Annotated in this window: 16 protein-coding genes, 2 tRNA genes and 1 pseudogene; 7 read left to right on the plus strand and 12 right to left on the minus strand. The window is 67.0% G+C overall.

Annotated features, from left to right (window positions below):
• Positions 1-122 precede the first annotated feature (122 nt).
• The 3 genes from AC5RTS_RS08995 to tadA form a co-directional block, all read right to left on the minus strand.
• Positions 123-212 (minus strand) — tRNA-Ser (locus AC5RTS_RS08995).
• A 74-nt stretch (positions 213-286) separates the two neighbouring features.
• Positions 287-772 (minus strand): pyridoxamine 5'-phosphate oxidase family protein, encoded by a 486-nt coding sequence (locus AC5RTS_RS09000; protein ID WP_493991725.1) that lies wholly within the window; start codon positions 770-772, stop codon positions 287-289.
• A gap of 75 nt (positions 773-847) precedes the next feature.
• On the minus strand, positions 848-1,318 hold the full coding sequence (tadA, locus tag AC5RTS_RS09005; protein ID WP_493991726.1) for a tRNA adenosine(34) deaminase TadA: 471 nt from the start codon (positions 1,316-1,318) through the stop codon (positions 848-850).
• A 74-nt stretch (positions 1,319-1,392) separates the two neighbouring features.
• On the opposite strand from tadA, the gene upp reads away from it, so the two are divergent.
• The 3 genes from upp to AC5RTS_RS09020 all read left to right on the plus strand — a co-directional run bounded on the left by upp (position 1,393) and on the right by AC5RTS_RS09020 (position 4,016).
• Positions 1,393-2,025: a uracil phosphoribosyltransferase gene (upp, locus tag AC5RTS_RS09010; protein WP_227905014.1), complete on the plus strand. Its 633-nt coding sequence runs from the start codon at positions 1,393-1,395 to the stop codon at positions 2,023-2,025.
• A 535-nt stretch (positions 2,026-2,560) separates the two neighbouring features.
• Positions 2,561-3,427, plus strand: a complete 867-nt coding sequence (locus tag AC5RTS_RS09015) for a winged helix-turn-helix domain-containing protein (RefSeq protein WP_493991727.1) — start codon at positions 2,561-2,563, stop codon at positions 3,425-3,427.
• 64 nt (positions 3,428-3,491) lie between these two features.
• On the plus strand, positions 3,492-4,016 hold the full coding sequence (locus AC5RTS_RS09020; protein ID WP_227905016.1) for a SixA phosphatase family protein: 525 nt from the start codon (positions 3,492-3,494) through the stop codon (positions 4,014-4,016).
• 45 nt (positions 4,017-4,061) lie between these two features.
• Here AC5RTS_RS09020 and AC5RTS_RS09025 read toward each other — a convergent pair whose 3' ends face one another.
• The 4 genes from AC5RTS_RS09025 to AC5RTS_RS09040 all read right to left on the minus strand — a co-directional run bounded on the left by AC5RTS_RS09025 (position 4,062) and on the right by AC5RTS_RS09040 (position 8,553).
• On the minus strand, positions 4,062-6,128 hold the full coding sequence (locus AC5RTS_RS09025; protein WP_493991728.1) for a YhgE/Pip domain-containing protein: 2,067 nt from the start codon (positions 6,126-6,128) through the stop codon (positions 4,062-4,064).
• Positions 6,125-6,694, minus strand: coding sequence for an ABC transporter ATP-binding protein (locus tag AC5RTS_RS09030; protein WP_493991729.1), 570 nt, complete (start codon positions 6,692-6,694; stop codon positions 6,125-6,127). Before AC5RTS_RS09030 ends, AC5RTS_RS09025 begins: the two co-directional genes overlap by 4 nt.
• Before the next feature lie 258 nt (positions 6,695-6,952).
• Positions 6,953-8,380, minus strand: a complete 1,428-nt coding sequence (locus tag AC5RTS_RS09035) for a dihydrolipoyl dehydrogenase family protein (RefSeq protein WP_493991730.1) — start codon at positions 8,378-8,380, stop codon at positions 6,953-6,955.
• A gap of 97 nt (positions 8,381-8,477) precedes the next feature.
• Positions 8,478-8,553 (minus strand) — tRNA-Arg (locus tag AC5RTS_RS09040).
• Positions 8,554-8,856: 303 nt separating this feature from the next.
• On the opposite strand from AC5RTS_RS09040, the gene AC5RTS_RS09045 reads away from it, so the two are divergent.
• Positions 8,857-10,740 carry a phosphoenolpyruvate carboxykinase (GTP) gene (locus AC5RTS_RS09045; RefSeq protein WP_493991731.1) on the plus strand — a complete coding sequence of 628 codons (1,884 nt, stop codon included), beginning with the start codon at positions 8,857-8,859 and terminating at the stop codon, positions 10,738-10,740.
• 97 nt (positions 10,741-10,837) lie between these two features.
• Here the strand turns inward: AC5RTS_RS09045 and AC5RTS_RS09050 are convergent, their stop codons facing one another.
• Positions 10,838-11,293, minus strand: a complete 456-nt coding sequence (locus AC5RTS_RS09050) for a hypothetical protein (RefSeq protein WP_493991732.1) — start codon at positions 11,291-11,293, stop codon at positions 10,838-10,840.
• A 2-nt stretch (positions 11,294-11,295) separates the two neighbouring features.
• The gene (locus AC5RTS_RS09055) at positions 11,296-12,702 is read right to left on the minus strand and encodes a phosphomannomutase/phosphoglucomutase (RefSeq protein ID WP_493991733.1); all 1,407 of its coding nucleotides are present in this window, start codon (positions 12,700-12,702) and stop codon (positions 11,296-11,298) included.
• Between the two features lie 95 nt (positions 12,703-12,797).
• On the opposite strand from AC5RTS_RS09055, the gene AC5RTS_RS09060 reads away from it, so the two are divergent.
• Positions 12,798-14,960: a RecQ family ATP-dependent DNA helicase gene (locus tag AC5RTS_RS09060; protein WP_493991734.1), complete on the plus strand. Its 2,163-nt coding sequence runs from the start codon at positions 12,798-12,800 to the stop codon at positions 14,958-14,960.
• A gap of 9 nt (positions 14,961-14,969) precedes the next feature.
• Here AC5RTS_RS09060 and AC5RTS_RS09065 read toward each other — a convergent pair whose 3' ends face one another.
• Complete coding sequence (locus AC5RTS_RS09065; protein ID WP_493991735.1) at positions 14,970-15,815, minus strand: alpha/beta fold hydrolase; 846 nt, start codon at positions 15,813-15,815, stop codon at positions 14,970-14,972.
• A gap of 197 nt (positions 15,816-16,012) precedes the next feature.
• Here AC5RTS_RS09065 and AC5RTS_RS09070 point away from each other — a divergent pair, with 197 nt between their 5' ends.
• Positions 16,013-16,501, plus strand: a complete 489-nt coding sequence (locus tag AC5RTS_RS09070) for a hypothetical protein (RefSeq protein WP_493991736.1) — start codon at positions 16,013-16,015, stop codon at positions 16,499-16,501.
• On the opposite strand, the gene AC5RTS_RS09075 is transcribed toward AC5RTS_RS09070, so the two are convergent.
• A complete protein-coding gene (locus AC5RTS_RS09075; protein WP_493991737.1) occupies positions 16,486-17,322 on the minus strand; it encodes a crotonase/enoyl-CoA hydratase family protein in 837 nt (278 codons plus the stop codon). The genes AC5RTS_RS09070 and AC5RTS_RS09075 overlap by 16 nt on opposite strands.
• An 87-nt stretch (positions 17,323-17,409) precedes the next feature.
• Here AC5RTS_RS09075 and AC5RTS_RS09080 point away from each other — a divergent pair, with 87 nt between their 5' ends.
• A complete protein-coding gene (locus AC5RTS_RS09080) occupies positions 17,410-17,949 on the plus strand; it encodes a hypothetical protein (protein WP_493991738.1) in 540 nt (179 codons plus the stop codon).
• Positions 17,950-18,044: 95 nt separating this feature from the next.
• Here AC5RTS_RS09080 and AC5RTS_RS09085 read toward each other — a convergent pair.
• Positions 18,045-19,084: pseudogene (locus AC5RTS_RS09085) on the minus strand (aldo/keto reductase).
• Between the last annotated feature and the right edge of the window lie 11 nt (positions 19,085-19,095).

A 19,095-nucleotide genomic window follows, 5' to 3' on the forward strand; every position in this document is an offset into this window, starting at 1 on the left:
TCATCGACGTCCAGGGAACCATGACTCCCTCGAATCGGTCATCCATCACCCGAGATCACTGGAGCATGCACCACGAAGAGGCCGTTAATGCAGAAAACCCCCGGTTTCCCGGGGGTTTTCGCTGGCGGTGACGGTGGGATTTGAACCCACGTTGGCTTTTACACCAAACAACATTTCGAGTGTTGCACCTTCGGCCGCTCGGACACGTCACCAACGCGTCAACCTTACCGGGTCGAGGGCCCAACACCCAAAAGCTGCCCCGCCGCAGCCGCTGAAGCCTCGGGAACTAGAGGTCGATGACGTCGTTCTTGCCGACGTCGGGCGTTCCGCCGGTCACGGCAGCCTTGCCGATCTTGAACATGCTGGCGATCTTCGGCTCATCCGAGGCCCAGTATTCGGCCGTGGAGGAATCAACCTTCAGCAGCGCCACCGCCGGATCCTCGCGGCCGTGCTCGAACCAGGCTTCGACCGAGCTCTTCCACAGCTCCTCGATCTTCTCCTGGTCCTTGGTCACCGTGGCGGTGCCGCTGATGGAGAGGAAGCCCTCGGAATCGTTGATGGCCACATTCACATGCGGATTCGCGCGCACCTCGTCGGCCTTGGGGGAAGGATCGGGAGTGAAGAACCACAGGTTCCCGTCCTTGTCCGCCTCCTGCAGCTGCAGCGGCCGGCTGACCAGGTTTCCCTGCAGATCCGTGGTGGTTACCGTGGCGATCCTGGCCTTCTCGAGGATGCTGACAACAATGTCCCGTCCGTCCTGCTCTGATGCCATTGCGGAAACTCCTTTGCTCGTAGCGTTCCGGAGTTAGTAAGCCTACGTATAAACAGGGGCTGACGGAACGGGGGTTCAGGGGTTTCGCTTGGAGCCGAAGAAGTCGCGCAGCAGGCGGGCGGACTCTTCTTCGCGTACGCCGGGGAACACTTCCACCCAGTGATTCAGGCGCCGTTCGCGGAGGATGTCGAACACGGAACCGGAGGCGCCTGCCTTCTCATCCCAGGCGCCGAACACCACCTTCGGCACCCGGGCCAGCACAATCGCTCCGGCGCACATGGCGCACGGCTCCAGGGTGACCACCAAAGTGCAGCCGGTGAGCCGCCATTCGCCCACGGCCTCGGCCGCCGCACGGATCGCCAGGACCTCGGCGTGGGCCGTCGGATCCCCGGTTGCCTCACGCTCGTTGCGCCCGGTGCCCAGCACCTGGCCGTCCGGCCCAACGACGACGGCGCCGATGGGCACATCTCCGGTATCCAGGGCCAGCCGCGCTTCGGTGAGGGCAAGGTCCATCCACGCTTCGTGGGTCCGGGAAAGGTGCTGCATGCCACCATCGTCCCGCATCTGCGCGCCCGCGGGCGAACGCGGATAAGGGCGGGCCGGAATGGTAGTTTTGAGGTATGCGCGTACTTGTAGTGGATCACCCCCTCGTTGCCCACAAACTCACCGTTCTCCGCGACAAGGACACACCTTCACCGGTCTTCCGTCAGCTGACTGAGGAACTGGTTACCCTTCTGGCCTATGAGGCCACCCGGACTGTCCGCGTGGAGCCGGTCCCCATCGAAACCCCCGTCACCTCCGCCGTGGGCACCGGGCTGGTTAAGCCCACGCCCCTGGTGGTTCCCATCCTGCGCGCCGGCCTCGGCATGCTCGAAGGCATGACCCGCCTGGTCCCCACCGCCGAAGTCGGCTTCCTGGGCATGGCGCGGAATGAAGAGACACTGGAGGCCATCACCTACGCCGAGCGTCTGCCCGATGACCTCACCGGCCGCCAGGTCTTTGTGCTGGATCCGATGCTGGCCACCGGCGGAACCCTGCGTGAAGCCATCAAGTTCATGTTCAAGCGCGGCGCCGCAGAGGTTATCTGCATCTGCCTGCTTGCAGCCCCGGAAGGCCTCTCGGTGCTCCAGGAGGAGCTGCAGGACGCCAATGTCACGGTGGTGCTGGCCTCGATCGACGAGCGCCTGGATGAGAAGGCCTACATCGTGCCCGGACTCGGCGACGCCGGAGACCGCCTCTACGGCGTGGTCTAACCCCACCCGTCTCCACCCTTGGGCGGTGCCACCTCGTATCGCGGGCCGTCCAATATGTGGACAACTTTCATTTCTTGACGGCATCCGATCCGTAAGCGTGCTTACGGGACGGGTGCCGTTTTTGCTGGTTCCGATGCATCGTTTCTGAAACAGTTAGCGAAGGCTACAGGCATCTCGGTTAGGGCTTATGCATATTTATGCATAGCTATTCACTATGTCGTTTTGTGAAGTACGTCACAAAACGACCCATTGTGTCCACGATGTGAGACGGATGCGACATTGTTACTTGCGCACCAACCTTTGTTACATGCAATAATCCGAAGTGTGAACACCAACACGACAGCACCAGTCGCAGTCTTCCCCGGTGGCCTCCGTGCCACGCAGGAGACGTGCTGTTGTCGAATGCATATCTCTGGAGCCACCCCTTTCCTTAGATAAGACTCAGGCCCAAGTACGGGCATAACAGGCGCCATCTCGACCGGGCACACCCCCTGCATTCGAGCCGTGATGACGGCGATTCACGATGAGGTTCCACATGTCAGTAGCATCCGGTTACGTCCACATCTCCCTGCGCAATGCGCAGAATCGCGCCGGATCAGTTTCCCCGCGCCAGTCCGCCGGGGGCGGTTTCGACCGTTCCTACGCTGCCCAGCCGTTCGGAAACCAGTCCTACAGCGTCCAGTCCACCCTCGGGGCCCGTCCGCTCCGCACCTTTCCCGGACAGGATGCCAACCCCGTCACCGCACCCATGCCCGTGGTGACACCCAACGGGATTCCCGGTCCGCAGTCTGTCAGCACTGACACGTCTGCGCGCGGGTTTGTTATTTATGTGGGACTCGATGAGGACACCGCTGCCGCGCACGGCACGTCCCTCACGAAGCTTGCCCAGGAGATCCGGGCCCACGTCCAGACCCTGGTCCCCGGCGCCCAGAGCCACGCCGCGGTTGCCCTGGCTCCGGCCAGCGCCACCGGCACGGACATCGAGGTGGTCCGCCAGGCACTGGGGGATCCCACCGTGGCCCGCCGCCAGCCTGCGGCCCAGCCCGTGCCGGCGCCGCAGGTTCCGGCAGCAACGCGCCCGTCCGGGGTCCTGATTGACCTCTCCCGGCGGGAAGTGCACCTGGACGGGGATACGCTGAACCTCACGTTCAAGGAATTCGAGCTGCTGAACTACCTGGTGGAGAACGCCAGCCGGACGGTGGGCCGGGAAGAGCTGCTCGCGGGGCTGTGGCGCAATGCCGAAGAAGTGCCGAACGAGCGCACCATTGACGTGCACATCCGGCGCCTGCGGTCCAAGCTCGGACGCCTGGCCAACACCGTCCGCACGGTCCGCGGACAGGGCTACCGCTTCTACGAGCACCCCGAGGTTGTTGTCTGGGCTGCACCGGAATACAGCATCTAGCAGCGGGACGGGTGGCCGGTCAGCGGACGGAACTGGGGGTTCCGTCCGCGGCTAGACTTGGCAAATGACCGGCCACCATCTCAAAAAACTCCAGCTCCTGCGCCACGCTAAGGCCGACTGGCCGCGCGATGTTGCAGACCACGAGCGGCCGCTCTCCGGCCGGGGGCACCGGGACGCACCGCTGGCGGGGGAGTGGATGCGCGAGCACGGCAGCATCCCGGACTTCATTCTCTGTTCCTCGGCGCTGCGGGCACGGCAGACCTGTACCTGGGTCTGCAAGGAACTCGGCGACAAGGCGCCCACCGCCAAACTGGAGGACAGGCTCTATGCTGCCTCCCCGGAACGCATCCTCAGCCTCATCAACCATGTGCCGGAAACCGTGACCAGCCTGCTGGTGATTGCCCACCTGCCCGGCGTGCAGGAACTTGCGATGCGCCTTGCCTCGCCGGACTCGGATGAAGAAGCCGTCATGGAGATGGCCACGCGCTATCCGACGTCGGGCCTCACCGTGATGGAACACGCGCTGCCGTGGGCGGAACTGGACGGCCGCGACGCCCGGATTACCGACTTCGTGGTGCGCCGGGGCTGAGCCCCGCCGCCCAGCGCCCGCCGCGCAGCCCCCACAGGCCCGGCGCTAAATGTCGATTTCCGGCTGCAGGGTCTTGAGCGTCCAGAGGCGGTGCCGCTTGGCGGCGGTCAGGGACAGCACCAGTCCCAGCGCGGTATAGAGCAGCAGCCCCGCCGCAACGGCGCCCACCTGCCCCAGATCCCCGCCGTAGAGCAGCTGGCGCAGCCCGTTCACCATGTGTCCCATCGGCAGCACATTGTGCGCCACATGCAGCGGTTCCGGGATGGTCTGCCAGGGGAAGGTGCCGCCGGAGGAAACCAGCTGCAGCACCAGCAGGACGAGCACCACAAACTTGCCCACCGAGCCCAGCAGGGCCACGATGCCCTGGATCAGCGCCGAGAAGGCCATGGCGGCCATCAGCAGCAGCACCCAGGCGAGCACCGGATGGGCCGGATCAAGACCCAGGCCGAAGCGCACCGCGGCGTACAGGACGGTGGCCTGCACCAGGGAGACGGCCAGGAACGGCAGCCAGCCGCCCAGCGCGATCTTCCAGGGCGGGGCATTGGAGGCCAGGGCCCGGCGGCTGATGGGCCGCATGGCCTGCGCCAGCATGAAGATGCCCACCCACATGGCCAGGGTCAGGAAATAGGGGGCCAGCCCGGCACCGTAGGTTCCGGCCTCCGCCTGGTCCACCGTGCTGACGGTCAGCGGATCCGCGATCACTGCCGAGGCATTCGCCTTCTCCTCCTCATTCGGGTTGGGAACGTTGCCCGCGCCGTCGGCCAGCCGCCCGGCCAGTTCGTCAGCTCCAGCCTTCAGCCGGCCGAGGCCGTCCTGCAGGTTCGAGGCGCCGGCCGCGGCAGAATCCGCGCCGGCGGCCAGCTGCCGGGAACCCTCCAGGGCCTGCTGCTCGCCCGCGGCCAGGGTGCCGGCCCCCGTGGAAAGCTCACCGGCACCGGCGGACAGGTCCGCGGCGCCGGCGGCAAGCTGGGAGGCGCCATCGTTGGCGGCGCCGATGCCCTGCGTCAGTTCGGGGGTGGCGGAGGCCAGGGACTCTGCTCCGGCGGCAACCTGTGCGGCGCCGTCGGCCAGGGCCTGCAGCTGTTCCATCCCGTCCGTGCCGGTCTGTGCGCCGGCCAGCTCCTGTTGAAGCGCTGCGGCCTGCGCCGGGGTCAGGACGCCGCTGCCCACCAGACGGGCGACGGCGTCCGTAACGTTCTGCCGGGCGGCCTGGGCGGTCTCGGCAACCGTGGTGTTCAAGGCCGCCGTTCCATCGGCCACCTGCCGGGCGCCGTCGGCCAGGGCACGGGTCTGTTGCGGCAGCTGCGCGGTGGAGGCGGACAGCTGGCCAAGACCGTCCGATAGCTGGCCGGCACCCGAGGACACCTGGTCTGCGCCTGCGGACAGGTCTGCCGAGCCCGCAGCGAGGGCATCCGCGCCGGACACCAACTGCTCCTGCCCTGCCACCAAGGACCCGGCGCCGGAAGCGAGCGAGTCCAGGCCCGTGCCCAGCTCGGCGGCGCCGGAGTCCGCCGAGGCTGCTCCGTCGGCCAGCTGCCGGGCGCCGTCGGCGGCCTGTTCCAGCTGGGAGTGCACGGTGCTGAAGCCGGTCAGCAGCCGGCTGGCCGATTCCTCGCCCACTTCGGCGGCAACCGTGTCATGGACCGAGGCGGTCAGCTTGTCCACGATGCTGCTGAGCAGGTAGTTGTTGGCGTCATTGGTGGTGACATGCAGTGTCGCCTGGCGGGCACCGCCAAGGTCCGCGGGAGAGGCAAGGTTCGCGGAGAAGTCCGCCGGGATGGTCAGGGCGAATTCGTAGCTGCCGGCACGCACCCCGTCATCGGCGGCACCGGCCCCGTCAACGATTTCCCAGTCGAAAGTGCCGTCCTCCAGCAGGTTCTCCCGAACGGAGGCGCCGACGTCGAGGCGGCCGTCAGCGGTGTCCGCACCTTCATCGTCAACCACCAGCGCTGCCTTGACGCCGTCGAGGTTTCCGTAGGGATCCCAGTTGGCGTACAGGTAGATGGCGCCGTACAGCAGGGGCACCAGGGAGAGGGCAAGGATGGCCAGCTTGGGCAGGATGCCGGCGGTCATGCGTTTGAGCTCGCTCAGGGCGAGGCGGAAGACAGTCATGCGGAAGCTTTCGCGGTCTGGGCAGTTTCGGCGGCATCAGCCGGGGAACCTGTATCGGTATCGGCAGTGTCGCCGGTATCACCGGCAGCGGCGGAGGGTCCGGCCCACTCCGCGGGGATCTGTGCCACCACGGCAACAGCGGTCACCTGTCGGCCGGGTGCGGAGACGGCTTCAGCCAGGAGGGTGAGCCAGGTGTCCGGGTCCGGCCCGTGGCGGTCCGGTGAATCAATAACCAGCAGGTCGACGGCGGTGTCCGCCAGTGCCAGCCGGAGCAGCAGGTCCAGCCTCGCTGCCGGGCCAAGTTCCTCGATCCACAGCGGGCCCAGGCCTTCCAGCCCTTCGGCGGACAGCCAGGCGGCGGCGCCCGTTCGCGGCCGGCTGCGGCGGGGAATCAGTGCCAGGTCTTCGGCCACCAGGTCGCGGACGCGCAGGTGCCGTTCCGGTTCGGTGACCTCGGGGCAGTCCAGGAGTGCTGCATGCCGGCGCAGGTGCTCCAGCCGGGAGTCACGGCCCCAGGATACGGATCCGGAGGTGGGACGCATCCGGCCCGAAAGCGTCAGGGCCATTGCGGTCCGCACTGGCTGGCTCGGGCCGCAGGCAAGGAGCAGCTCCCCGGCACCGACCGTCAGGGATGTTGGCGGCAGAAGAGGGCTGTGACGTCCCTTCACGAATAGCTTGTCCGCACTGAGCATGGTCTTCGCCTCTTTGTCCGTGGATGCTGCGCGCCGGGCACACCGCGGGCGCATCTGCCAACCTAGGCCAAACTGACTGGTCAGTGCAAATAAGTGAACGGAGAGTTCTGCCACGTTGCGGAGGCGGCTGCCCTACAGGCCGTATTTCTCCAGCAGCCGGAGCCATACCTCGCTGATGGTGGGGTAGGCAGGGACGGCGTGCCACAGGCGGTCCAGGGGAACCTCGCCAACAATCGCGATGGTGGCCGCGTGCAGCAGTTCCGAGACGCCCGGGCCGGCAAACGTCACGCCCACCAGGACGCGGCGGTCCTCATCCACCACCATCTGCGCCCAGCCGGAGTAGTCGTCCGCATACAGCGCCGACCCCGCCACGGCGATGTCCAGCGAGGTCTCGGACACGTTGAGCCCGTCGGCCCGTGCCTGCTCAGCGGTGCGCCCCACCATGGCGATCTCGGGATCGGTAAACACCACCTGCGGCACGGCATACCTGTCCGCGGTGGCGGTGTAGCGGGTCCAGGCCGCCGAGGCGGGCGCGGGATTCCCGGCGGCCCGGGCCGCAATGGCATCACCGGTGGCGCGGGCTTCGTATTTACCCTGATGGGTGAGCAGCACCTTTCCGGCAGCATCCCCCACGGCATACAGCCAGCCGCCGTCCACACCTGCCACCTGTCCGGAGTCATCGACGTCCAGGGTGCGCGGATCCAGGCCCACCACCTCTTCCAATCCGAGGTCCGCCAGTGCCGGGCGGCGCCCGGTGGATACCAGCAGCTTGTCCGCCGCCACCGACCCGCCGCCCTCCAGCTCAATGCGGACGCCGCCGTCGTCGGATGCCCGGACCGAGGCAGGGGAGGTGTTGGTGCGTACATCCACCCCGGCGTTCTTCAGCCCCTGCTCCACCAGGTTGCGCGCCGGTTCCGGAAAGGATTTGAGGAGAGGGCCGCGGGCGAGCAGCGTGACGGCCGCACCGAGCCGGGCGTAGGCCTGGGCCAGTTCCACGCCGGAGACTCCGCCGCCGATCACCACCAGCCGGCCGGGAACCTCCTGCGCGGAGGTGGCCTCCCGGGTTCCCCAGTAATCAACGGTGTCCAGTCCCGGAAGCGGGGGAGGGGTGGGGGTGGAGCCGGTGGCCAGCACGACGGCGTGACGGGCGGAGATGTGCAAGGTCCGGCCGTCGGTGGTCCGGACGTCCACTGCGCGCGGTGCGCTCAGCCGTGCCCGTCCGCGGATCAGTTCGATCCCGGCGTCGGCCACCCACTCGGCCTGACTGGTGTCATCCCACTGCGAGGTGAAGGAATTCCGGCGCTCCAGGACGGCTGCGGTGTCCAGGGTGCCGGCGACGGCCTCGCGGGAACCGGCCACCGACCGGGCCTCGGTCAGAGCGGTGCCGGGGCGCAGGAGTGCCTTGGAAGGCATGCAGGCCCAGTAGGAGCACTCGCCGCCCACCAGGTCCGCTTCGATGAGGACGGCGGAGAGTCCGCCCTGAATCACGCGGCCGGCCGCGTTTTCACCCACGGCGCCGGCGCCGATAACCACTACGTCGGTCTGCAGAGTCTCAGTCATGGACCGAGCCTTGCACCCCCGGCGGGCCGGGGCAACCGGTGGGCGGACAACAAAAAACCCGGCCCGATCAGGTTGTCCTGATCGGGCCGGGTCCGAGTGGTGCGCGCGAAGGGATTCGAACCCCCAACCTTCTGATCCGTAGTCAGATGCTCTATCCGTTGAGCTACGCACGCATAAGAACTAGTCTATCAAAACCGATTCTCACCGGTTTCTTTCAAGTTCTTCCGTGGCTGTTTGGCCGTAGATAACTATAGCGGGCTTTTGAGGGGAGCGCCAATCGAGGACGATGACGTCTGTGTCACTAGACCGGTCTATGTGACGTTAGTCACATTAACCTGGGGTGCAGGGCACATAACTCGTGGATTTCAGGGAGTCTTTCCATTGCAGCCGCCAAAGGTGCGACCTTTTCAGCCGAAGCCGTTCGGAAGGCGCCACTAGCATCAAAACACACCACTGACCCAACGAAGGGAAGAGTCATGGGCGATGACGCGCGTCAGCTAGTTCTCGATGAGAGCGGCGAAAACGCTGCTAGCCAGCCGCTGGACAGCAAAGACGGTGGGGCTCCTGCCCCGACCACCCACCAGGCCCTCCTTGCGTGGGTGAAGGAAGTTGCCGAGCTGACGCAGCCTGACCGCGTGTATTGGGTCGATGGCTCTGAAGAGGAAAACCGGATCCTCACGGATGAACTTGTGGACGCCGGCACCCTGGTCCGGCTGAACCCGGAAACCTTCCCGAACTCCTTTGCGGCGTTCTCCGACCCGAAGGACGTGGCCCGCGTCGAAGAGCAGACCTTCATCTGCTCGGAAAAGCGCGAAGACGCCGGGTTTACCAACAACTGGATGGACCCGCAGGAAATGCGTACCAAGCTGAACGGGCTTTTCGCCGGTTCCATGCGCGGACGCACCATGTACATTGTTCCCTTCGTGATGGGCCACCTTGAGGCCGAAGACCCCAAGTTCGGCGTCGAAATCACCGACAGCGCCTATGTGGTGGCCTCCATGCGCATCATGGCCCGGATTGGCACCGACGTGCTGCGCAAGATGGAAGAGCTGGATGCCTTCTTCGTGCCGGCGCTGCACTCCGTGGGGTACCCGCTGACCGACGGCGCAGAGGATGTTGCCTGGCCCTGCAGCGATGAGAAGTGGATTGTGCACTTCCCGGAGGACCGGTCCATTTGGTCCTACGGCTCCGGCTACGGCGGCAACGCCCTGCTGGGCAAGAAGTGCTATGCCCTGCGCATTGCCTCCATCATGGCCCGCGACGAGGGCTGGCTGGCCGAGCACATGCTCATTCTCAAGCTCACCAGCCCGGAGCAGAAGGACTACTACGTTTCCGCCGCCTTCCCCTCGGCCTGCGGCAAGACCAACCTGGCCCTCCTCGATCCCACGATCGAGGGCTGGAAGGTCGAAACCCTCGGTGACGACATCACCTGGATGCGCTTTGGCAAGGAAGGGGAGCTCCGCGCAGTGAACCCCGAGGCGGGCCTGTTCGGCGTCGCCCCCGGCACCGGGTGGAGCACCAACCCCAACGCCATGCGCGCCATTGCCAAGGGCAACTCCATTTTCACCAACGTGGCACTGACCGACGACGGCGGAGTCTGGTGGGAGGGCATGACCGACGACGCTCCGGCACACCTGACGGACTGGCTCGGCCAGGACTGGACCCCCGAGTCCGGCCGCCCGGCAGCCCACCCGAACTCCCGGTTCTGCACCCCGATCGACCAGATCGACATGCTGGCGGACGAGTACCACTCCCCGAACGGCGTCCCGGTCTCCGCGATCCTCTTCGGCGGCCGCCGCAAGACCACTGTCCCGCTGGTGACCGAGGCCCGCGACTGGGCCAGCGGCATCTTCATGGGGTCCACCCTGTCCTCCGAAACCACCGCGGCCGCCGCCGGCCAGGTGGGCGTGGTCCGGCGCGATCCGATGGCCATGCTGCCGTTTATGGGCTACGACGCCGGGGACTACCTGCGGCACTGGATTGAACTCAGCGGCAAGGCCAACCAGGAGACGCTGCCCAAGATCTTCCTGGTCAACTGGTTCCGCCGCACTGCCGACGGCGGATTCGCGTGGCCGGGCTTCGGCGACAACGCCCGGGTGCTCAAGTGGGTCATTGAACGCCTCGAGGGCAAGGCCGGCGCCGTGGAAACCCCCATCGGGTTTGTGCCGACCGGAGACTCCATTGACCTCACCGGCCTGGACATGACGCCCGAGGATGTGGAGCAGGCAGTGCGCGTGGATCCGCAGGAATGGGCCACCGAACTGGACGGCATCGACGAGTGGTACGCCCGCTTCGGGTCCACCCTGCCGCAGGAGTTGCAGGACCGGCTGGCTGAACTGAAGGAACGGTTCGCTGCCTGACGCTGAAGATCACCGGTAAAAGCAAAAAGGGTGGTCCCGCCGAATCCGGCGGGACCACCCTTTTGTCTAGCTGCTGCTTTTGTTTAGCTGCTGTCGGTTACGCTTCGTCAGCGGCCCAGACGATCGGCTCGCCGGCTTCCCAGATGGGCTCGTTGAAGGTCCATTCCTCACCATTGACGGAGTACGCCTGGATGGCGGAAATGCAGACACCTTCGGAGTGCTCGGTCACCACGTGGATGGCGTCGGTGTTTTCTTCCGGCAGGTGGATGTCCGAGAACACTGCCACTGCACGGTTCTCGCCCTTCTGCTCGGTGAGCACCGTGTAGATGTCATCGATCATCGCGTCGGCGTCGAGGTCTTCGTCGCTTTCCTCCGGGGCAACGGCGATCATCCGCAGCTCGCCGTCGTTCTGCACCACCAGCGCGGCGGGCAGGAACGCGCCCTGCGCTTCCAGCTGTTCCTGGGCGACGCCCAGGGCCGTGCCGATCAGGGAGTTCAGGTCCTCCTGGACCTGGGCTGAGGGTTCGCTGCCGTTCAGTTCTACATCTGCCATGTTTATTTCCTCACTAGTTCAAGTACGTGGTCGCGGACGCGCTCCATGGTGGGCAGGTCCTCTGCTTCAGCGTTCAGCCGCAGGAAGGGTTCGGTGTTCGAGGCGCGGAGGTTGAACCACCATGCGCCGTCGTCGGAAGTGAAGGTCAGGCCGTCGAGGGCGTCCACCGTCACGCCGTCGCGCTCGTATTCGGCACGCACGCGGGCCAGCGCGGCCGGAACGTCCTCCACCCGGGAGTTCACCTCGCCGGAGGAGTGATACGGCTCGTATTCGCGGGCCAGGTCGGAGAGGGTGCGGTTCTGCTCGCCCAGGGCGGCCAGGACGTGCATGGCCGCCAGCATGCCGGTGTCCGCGTTGTAGAAATCGCGGAAGTAGTAGTGCGCGGAGTGCTCACCGCCGAAAACAGCGCCTTCACTGGCCATCACAGCCTTGATGAAGGAGTGTCCCACCCGGGTGCGGACGGCGCGGCCGCCGTCGTGCGCCACCAGCTCGGGCACCGCACGGGAGGTGATCAGGTTGTGGATGATCACCGGGGTCTCTTCCCCGCCTGCCTTCGCGCGGGCAATTTCCCGGCGGGCCACCAGTGCGGTGACAGCGGACGGGCTGACCGGCTCGCCCTTCTCATCGATCACGAAGCAGCGGTCGGCGTCGCCGTCGAACGCGAGGCCGATGTCGGCGCCGTGCTCGATGACGGCGGCCTGCAGATCCCGCAGGTTTTCCGGCTCCAGCGGGTTGGCCGGGTGGTTCGGAAAGGACCCGTCCAGTTCAAAGTACAGCGGCACAATATCCAGCGGCAGGCCGGGCAGGATGCTGTCACCCAGCACCGCCGGGGTGGTCATGCCGGCCATGCCGTTGCCGGCGTCCACCACAACCTTCAGCGGGCGGATCCCGGAGAGGTCCACCAGGTTGCGCAGGTAGCCGGCGTAATCGGCGAGCACGTCGCGGACGGAGATCCGGCCGGGCTGGGCCACGGTGTCAAAACCCTGGCCGTTCAGGTACTGCTCGGCGAGGGCCTGGATTTCCTGCAGCCCGGTCTCGGAGGAGATGGGCACGGCGCCGGCCTTGGCCATCTTGATGCCGTTGTACTGCGCCGGGTTGTGGCTGGCCGTGAACGTGACGCCGGCGGCGTTCAGCACGCCGCAGGCGTAGTACAGCTCGTCTGTGGAGATCAGGTCCAGCAGCAGCACATCGGCGCCCCGTGCGGTGGCCCCGCGCGCAAAGTCCCGGATGAACTCGGGCGAGGACGGACGCATGTCACCGCCCACCAGTACCGTCTGTCCGGCCAGGCCCTGCACGTCAACAAACGCGGCCCCTACGGCCTCGACGATCTGCGGGGTGATTGTCTCGCCTACGACGCCGCGGACGTCGTAGGCCTTAAAGGACGCGGAGAGGTCGAATGCATTGTTCACGTGGGCCAGTCTATAGGGCGCTCTGCGGCAGGGGACTTGTGCACACCGGTAATCCGGCGCAGGAAACAGTCAGAGGAGGCTGGGATAGTGGAGGTATGGAACGCACGGATATAGACGCACCTTCTGACCCCACATCCGACGGCGCGGCCCGGAACCCCGCCCTGCATGCCGAAGCCGTGCAGCTGCTGCGGGCACTGGTGGGGAACGATTCGGCGGAGTTCCACCAGGACCAGTTCGAGGCCATTGAGGCGCTGGTCTCCGGCGGCCGGCGTGCCCTGGTGGTCCAGCGCACCGGCTGGGGAAAGTCCGCCGTGTACTTCGTCGCCAGCCTGCTGCTGCGTGCCCGCGGAGCCGGGCCCACGCTGATTGTCTCCCCGCTGCTGGCCCTGATGCGGGACCAGGTGGCCGCCGCCGGGCGTGCCGGCGTCCGGGCCGAAGCCATCAACTCCGCCAACCAGCTGGAATGGCAGGAGATTTCCGCCAAGCTGGAAGCTGATGAGGTGGATGTGCTGCTGGTGTCGCCGGAACGGCTGAACAACCCCGGCTTCCGGGAACAGCACCTGCCCGAGCTGATCCGCCGTTCCGGGCTGCTGGTGATTGATGAAGCGCACTGCATTTCCGACTGGGGCCACGATTTCCGTCCGGATTACCGCCGCATCCGGAATCTGATCGAACAGCTCCCCGCCACCGTGCCGGTGCTGGCCACCACGGCCACCGCCAACAGCCGTGTGGTGAAGGACATAGAGGACCAGCTCGCCGCCGGCGGCGAAGATGTCTTTACCATCCGCGGTCCGCTGGCCCGGAAGTCACTGCGGCTGGGCGTGCTGCGGCTGCCCAATCCTCGGGCCAGGCTCGCCTGGCTGCTCACCCATTTGGAGGAGCTGCCCGGCAGCGGCATCATTTACGCGCTGACGGTTTCCGGCGCCGAAGACACCGCCCGGCTGCTGCAGAAGGCCGGGCATCCGGTCCTCGCGTACACCGGGCGCACCGATCCGGCGGACCGGGAGGAAGCCGAAGCGGCACTGAAGGAAAACCGGGTCAAGGCGCTGGTAGCCACCAGCGCGCTGGGCATGGGATTCGACAAACCGGACCTGGGCTTCGTGATCCATCTGGGTGCCCCCTCCTCCCCGGTGGCGTACTACCAGCAGGTGGGACGTGCCGGGCGCGGCACCCCCAACGCCGATGTCCTGCTGCTGCCCGGCGCCGAGGACCGGGATATCTGGCAGTACTTCGCCACCTCCTCCATGCCCGCCGAAGGTCCGGCCACCGCGGTGCTCGCGGAACTGGCCGACGGCGCGGTGCTGTCCACCGGGGTGCTGGAAACCCGGGTCAACCTCAAGCGCTCGCCGCTGGAACTGCTGCTGAAGGTGCTCTCCGTGGACGGCGCGGTGGAAAAGGTCACCGGCGGCTGGCGGGGTACCGGGCAGCCGTGGCACTACGACCGCGAACGCTACGAGCGGATTGCCGCAGCCCGGGTGAAGGAACAGCAGGCCATGCTGGATTACGAGAGCACCTCCGGCTGCCGGATGCAGTTCCTGTCCCTGCAGCTCGATGATCCCGCCGCGGCCCCGTGCGGGCGGTGCGACAACTGCGCGGGCCGGTGGTTTGCCTCCGACGTTGCCGAGGAGGCGGCGGACAACGCAGGACAGGCCCTGAGCAAGGTGGGTGTGGACGTGGACCCGCGGGGCATGTACCCCTCGGGCATGGACCGGCTGGGCGTGCCCGTGAAGGGCAAGATCAAACCGGCCCAGGCGGTGTCCTCCGGCCGGGCCTTGGCCCGGCTCACCGATCTGGGCTGGGGCGGGCGGCTGCGGGAAATCTTCGCTGCCGGCGCCGGAGACACTCCGGCGGATCCCGCCCTAATCAACGGGTGCGTCCAGGTGCTGGCCCAGTGGGGTTGGGACACGCGCCCGGTCGCCATTGTGTCCGTTCCCTCGCGGTCCCGCCCGCAGCTGGTGGATTCGCTGGCCCGCGGCCTGTCCGAGCTGGGCCGGATCCCGTACCTCGGGGCGCTGCAGGCTCCGCACGGCGGCCCCACGGGCGGGCCCGGCGGCAACAGCGCCTTCCGGCTCGCGTCGGTCTGGGACCAGTTTGCCGTGCCGCCCGAGGGCGCCGCGTGGTTCGCCGCGAACCCGGGACCGGTGCTGCTGGTGGACGACTTCGCGGACAGCCGGTGGACCCTGACCGAAGCAGGCCGGGTGCTGCGCGAGGCCGGGGCCGAATCGGTGCTGCCGTTTGTCCTGGCGCTGAAGGCCTGACCGGCAGCCTCAGCCCTGGGCGACGAAGCCCAGCAGCGCCTTGTTGACCTCGCTGTGGTGGGTCCACAGCAGGCCGTGGGGTGCGCCGTCGATCTCCACATACTCCGCCTCCGGCACCAGCGTGCGGAACCGGCGGGCCGTGGCATCGATGGGCAGGATGTTGTCTGCCGTGCCGTGCAGGATCAGTACCGGCTTCCCGCTGTCGCGGACCGCATCCACGTCCGCCCGGAAGTCCTCGATCCAGGTGGGGACCACGGCGTAGGCGGCCACCGGCGCGCTGCCGGCCGCGGTGTTCCAGCTCGCGGTCACGGCTTCCTGGCTGATCCGGGTGCCCAGGTTCTCCTCCAAGTTGTAAAAATCGGAGAAGAAACTGGTGAACCAGGCGAACCGGTCCTCCCGGGCGGCCGTTTCGATCCCGTCGAAGACGTCCTGCGGCACGCCGTCCGGGTTGTCCTCCCGGGCCACCAGGAACGGTTCAAGGGAGGCGAGAAAGGCGAGTTTCGCAACCCGCACGGCTCCGTACCGGGACACATACCGGGCCAGTTCGCCGGTGCCCATGGAAAAGCCGACCAGAATCACGTTGTTCAGGTCCAGTGTCTCCAGCAGGGTGTTCAGGTCCGCGGCGAAGGTGTCGTAGTCATAGCCGGTTCCGGCCATGGCGGACCGGCCGAAGCCGCGGCGGTCGTACGTGATGACACGGTAGCCGGCCGCCAGCAGCTCCCGGGTCTGCCGCTCCCAGCTGGAGCCGTCCAAAGGGTAGCCGTGGATCAGGACCACGGGCTGCCCCTGGCCGTGGTCCTCGTAATAGAGGTGCGTGGTGGTGCTGTTTTCGGTCCCTACTGCGATGTATCCCATGATTGATGCCTTCTTCCCGGAGCCGTGAGTATGGGCGAGTTGAAGGACGAGGGTATTTATCCGCCGCTCCGGCGTAAACACGTGGCCGCAAATCTCCGCCTGTGGCGGGAGGCTTCTTCTCCGCCGGACCGTGATGGCGTGCTAGGTTTTCCGGAAATGCCCGGGGATGCGGGGAAAGAGGGAACGGGGGAACGGCCATGGACGGGCAAAGCGGACCTGCAGTCGCAGAAACTGCTGAAGGCGCCCGGGATGCTGACGCCGGTGCCCACGCGGACCACATGGCAACCCGCTGGCTGTTCGCCGCCACCGGCACCGGTGCGCTGCTGGGGCTCGCATGGCATCTCACCGGCACCGGGGACCTGCCCCTCCTGCCGCGGAACTGGGTCGGCACGCAGCTGCAGGTCTTCGCCGCCGGCATCTTCGCGGCGGTGCTGCTCCTTGCCGCCTGGGCGCTCACCGCACGGGCGGAAAAACGGTGCGGGATCCGCCGGCAGCGCGGGGCGATGGCAGCCCTGGCCGGGGCTGCCGTCTTCTGCATTCCGTTCACCCCGGCACTGGTCTTCAGCCCGTTCTTGGGGGTGGCACTGATTTTGCTGGCCCTGCGCACCCGGCAGGGCGGCACGGCAGCAGTTGGCCTGGCGGCGCTGGCGGCGGCCCTGGTCCTGACCGGTTACTCCCCGCGGTAGACCGGCGGGCGCCGCTCGGTGAAGGCTGCGGTGGCCTCACTAAAGTCGTGGCTGGCCAGGAACGCCGAGTTCCAGACCTGCACATAATCCAGCCCGTCCTGCACGGAGTTCTGAATCCGCCGGTTCATCACCTGCTTGACGCCCTGCACCACCAGCGGGGAATTGGCTGCCACCTGGGTTGCCAGCTCGCGGCCGCGGGCGACGACGTCGTCGGCCACCTCGGTGACCAGACCAAGGGCCTGGGCACGGGCGGCGTCGAAATCCTCACCGGTCAGGGCCAGCTGCCGGGTGGCGCCTTCGCCGATGATCGCTGGCAGGCGTTGCAGCGAACCGAGGTCGGCGACAATAGCGACCTTTACTTCGCGGACACTGAACCGTGCCGCAGGGGAGGAAATGCGGATATCGGCCGCGGCAATTACATCAATGGCCCCACCGATGCACCAGCCGTCCACGGCGGCAATGACGGGTTTGGCGCAGCGGGCCAGTGAACTCACCGCGTCCTGCAGGGCCTGGATCTGCCGGCGGAAGCCCTCCCGCAGCCTGGCATCCATCCCGCCGGCCGCCAGCAGCGGGGCAAAGACCGGAGCCATGGCCGGCAGATCCAGACCGTAGCTGAAGTTCCCGGCGGACCCGTACAGCAGGACGGACCGGACATCGTCGTTGGTGCTCAGGGTGTCAAAGACCTCGGGCAGTTCGGTCCAGAAGTCCGGGCCCATGGCGTTGCCCTTGGACGGGCCAATCAGCTGGACCTCGGCGATGCCGTCATGAATTTCGACACGGAGGGACCGCAGTCCCGGCAAAGTGGTGGCGCTGGAAGTCATGGCATCTCCGTTGATTGGCCGTGCATTGTTGAACGTCAATATACCGGCCGTTTTAAGGGGTGGAGAAAGCAAAGCTAGGATCAAGGTATGGAGCTTGCGGTTATCATCCTCTTCGTCCTATCCATCGCTGTTGTGAGCGCGCTCGTGGGCAGGTTCGAGAAGCGCCGGGCCGCTGCGGCCAAGGACAGTCCGGCCCCGGCCGAACCGCGGTCCGCCGGCGGGCAGCCCGCCAAGCCCGCCCGCCCCTCGCGCCCGCGCCCCGCTCCCGGGGACACCGGCACCTCGCCCCAGGCCGCCAAGGACGCTGCAGCCCTGCTCAGTGCGGACCAGCACCGGCAGATCTATGCGGCACTTGGCCAGGGCCAGCCGGTCAAGGCACTGAAGCTTTACGCCATGTTCACCGGCGCCGGCATCCGCGCCTCGGGAGCTGCCATCCAGAACATGGCCGCGCACCCGCAGCCGTACGTGCGGCCCATCCCGGATCCCGCGCCTGAAACCGGGAGCGATACCCCGGCCGCTTCAAAACCCGAGGCCGCTGCGAAGGCGGGCAAGGCCGATCCGGTGGAGGAAGAGGAAATCAGCAAGTGGGCACAGCAGCTGCGCCCCGAGGATTTCCTCAAGCCCTGACGTTTATCCGCACCTGAAACAGCAACGCCGAACCGGCCCCCGGTTCGGCGTCGCTGTTCTTTGGTCTCTGTGCCCGGGCACTGAGCGCCCGGGGCCTAGCGTCCGGTGCGTCCGCCGCCGAGCAGGCGTTCGCGCTGGTTCAGCCCGTCCGGGCCATAGGGATAATTCCCAACCTGCGGCATGCTCAGCTCGGTGAGCCTCTCGGTCTCCTCCTGTGTGAGCGTGAGGAATGCCGCCCCCAGGTTGTCCGCGAGCTGATCGGTGGTCCGTGCACCGAGGATCACCGAGGTCACTCCCGGGCGGCCGGCAAGCCACGCCAGCGCCACCTGCGCCGGCGTCGCCCCGTGGGCGTGCGCGACGGTGCGCAGCTCGTCCAGGATCCGCCAGGTCCGTTCGTTGTGGCTGCGCAGGTCCCAGCCCTGGAACTGTCGGGTGGGGTTATCGCCCACCCGGGTGTTTCCCGCCGGCACCGTCTCGCGGTCATACTTGCCGGTGAGCCAGCCGCCGGCCAGCGGGGACCAGGGCAGCAGGCCGAGGCCGGCATCCAGTGCCGCCGGCACAATTTCCGATTCGATTTCGCGTTCCAGCAGGTTGTACTGCGGCTGCAAGGTGACCGGCAGGGCCCAGCCGTGTTCACGGGCCACGTACACGGCCTTGGTCAGCTGCCAGCCGGTGAAATTGGAGAGCCCGTAGTAGCTGATCTTTCCTGCCGTCACGGCGTCATTAAGGAAGCCCAGGCTTTCCTCCAACGGGGTGAAGGGGTCCCACGAGTGCAACTGGTACAGGTCCACATGGTCCACCCCCAGCCGGGTGAGGGAGGCATCCAGGGCGCGGCGCAGGTGCCGGCGGGAGGTGCCAAGGTCATTGGCACCCGGACCCATGGGGAAACGGCCTTTGGTGGCCAGAACGACGTCGGCGGCGGCGTCGGGATGGGCGTGCAGCCAGCGGCCGATGATTTCCTCCGACGCGCCGGCGGTATAGACATCCGCGGTGTCGATAAAGTTGCCGCCGGCGCCACGTAGTCATTGAGCAGGGCGTGCGAGGCCCGCTCGTCGGATTCATTGCCGAACGTCATGGTGCCGAGGGCGTAGTTGCTGACTGCAGTGCCGCTGCGGCCCAAAAGGCGCATTTCCATGGAGGCTTCCT

It is taken from the genome of Arthrobacter sp. MDT1-49-2 (assembly GCF_059090185.1).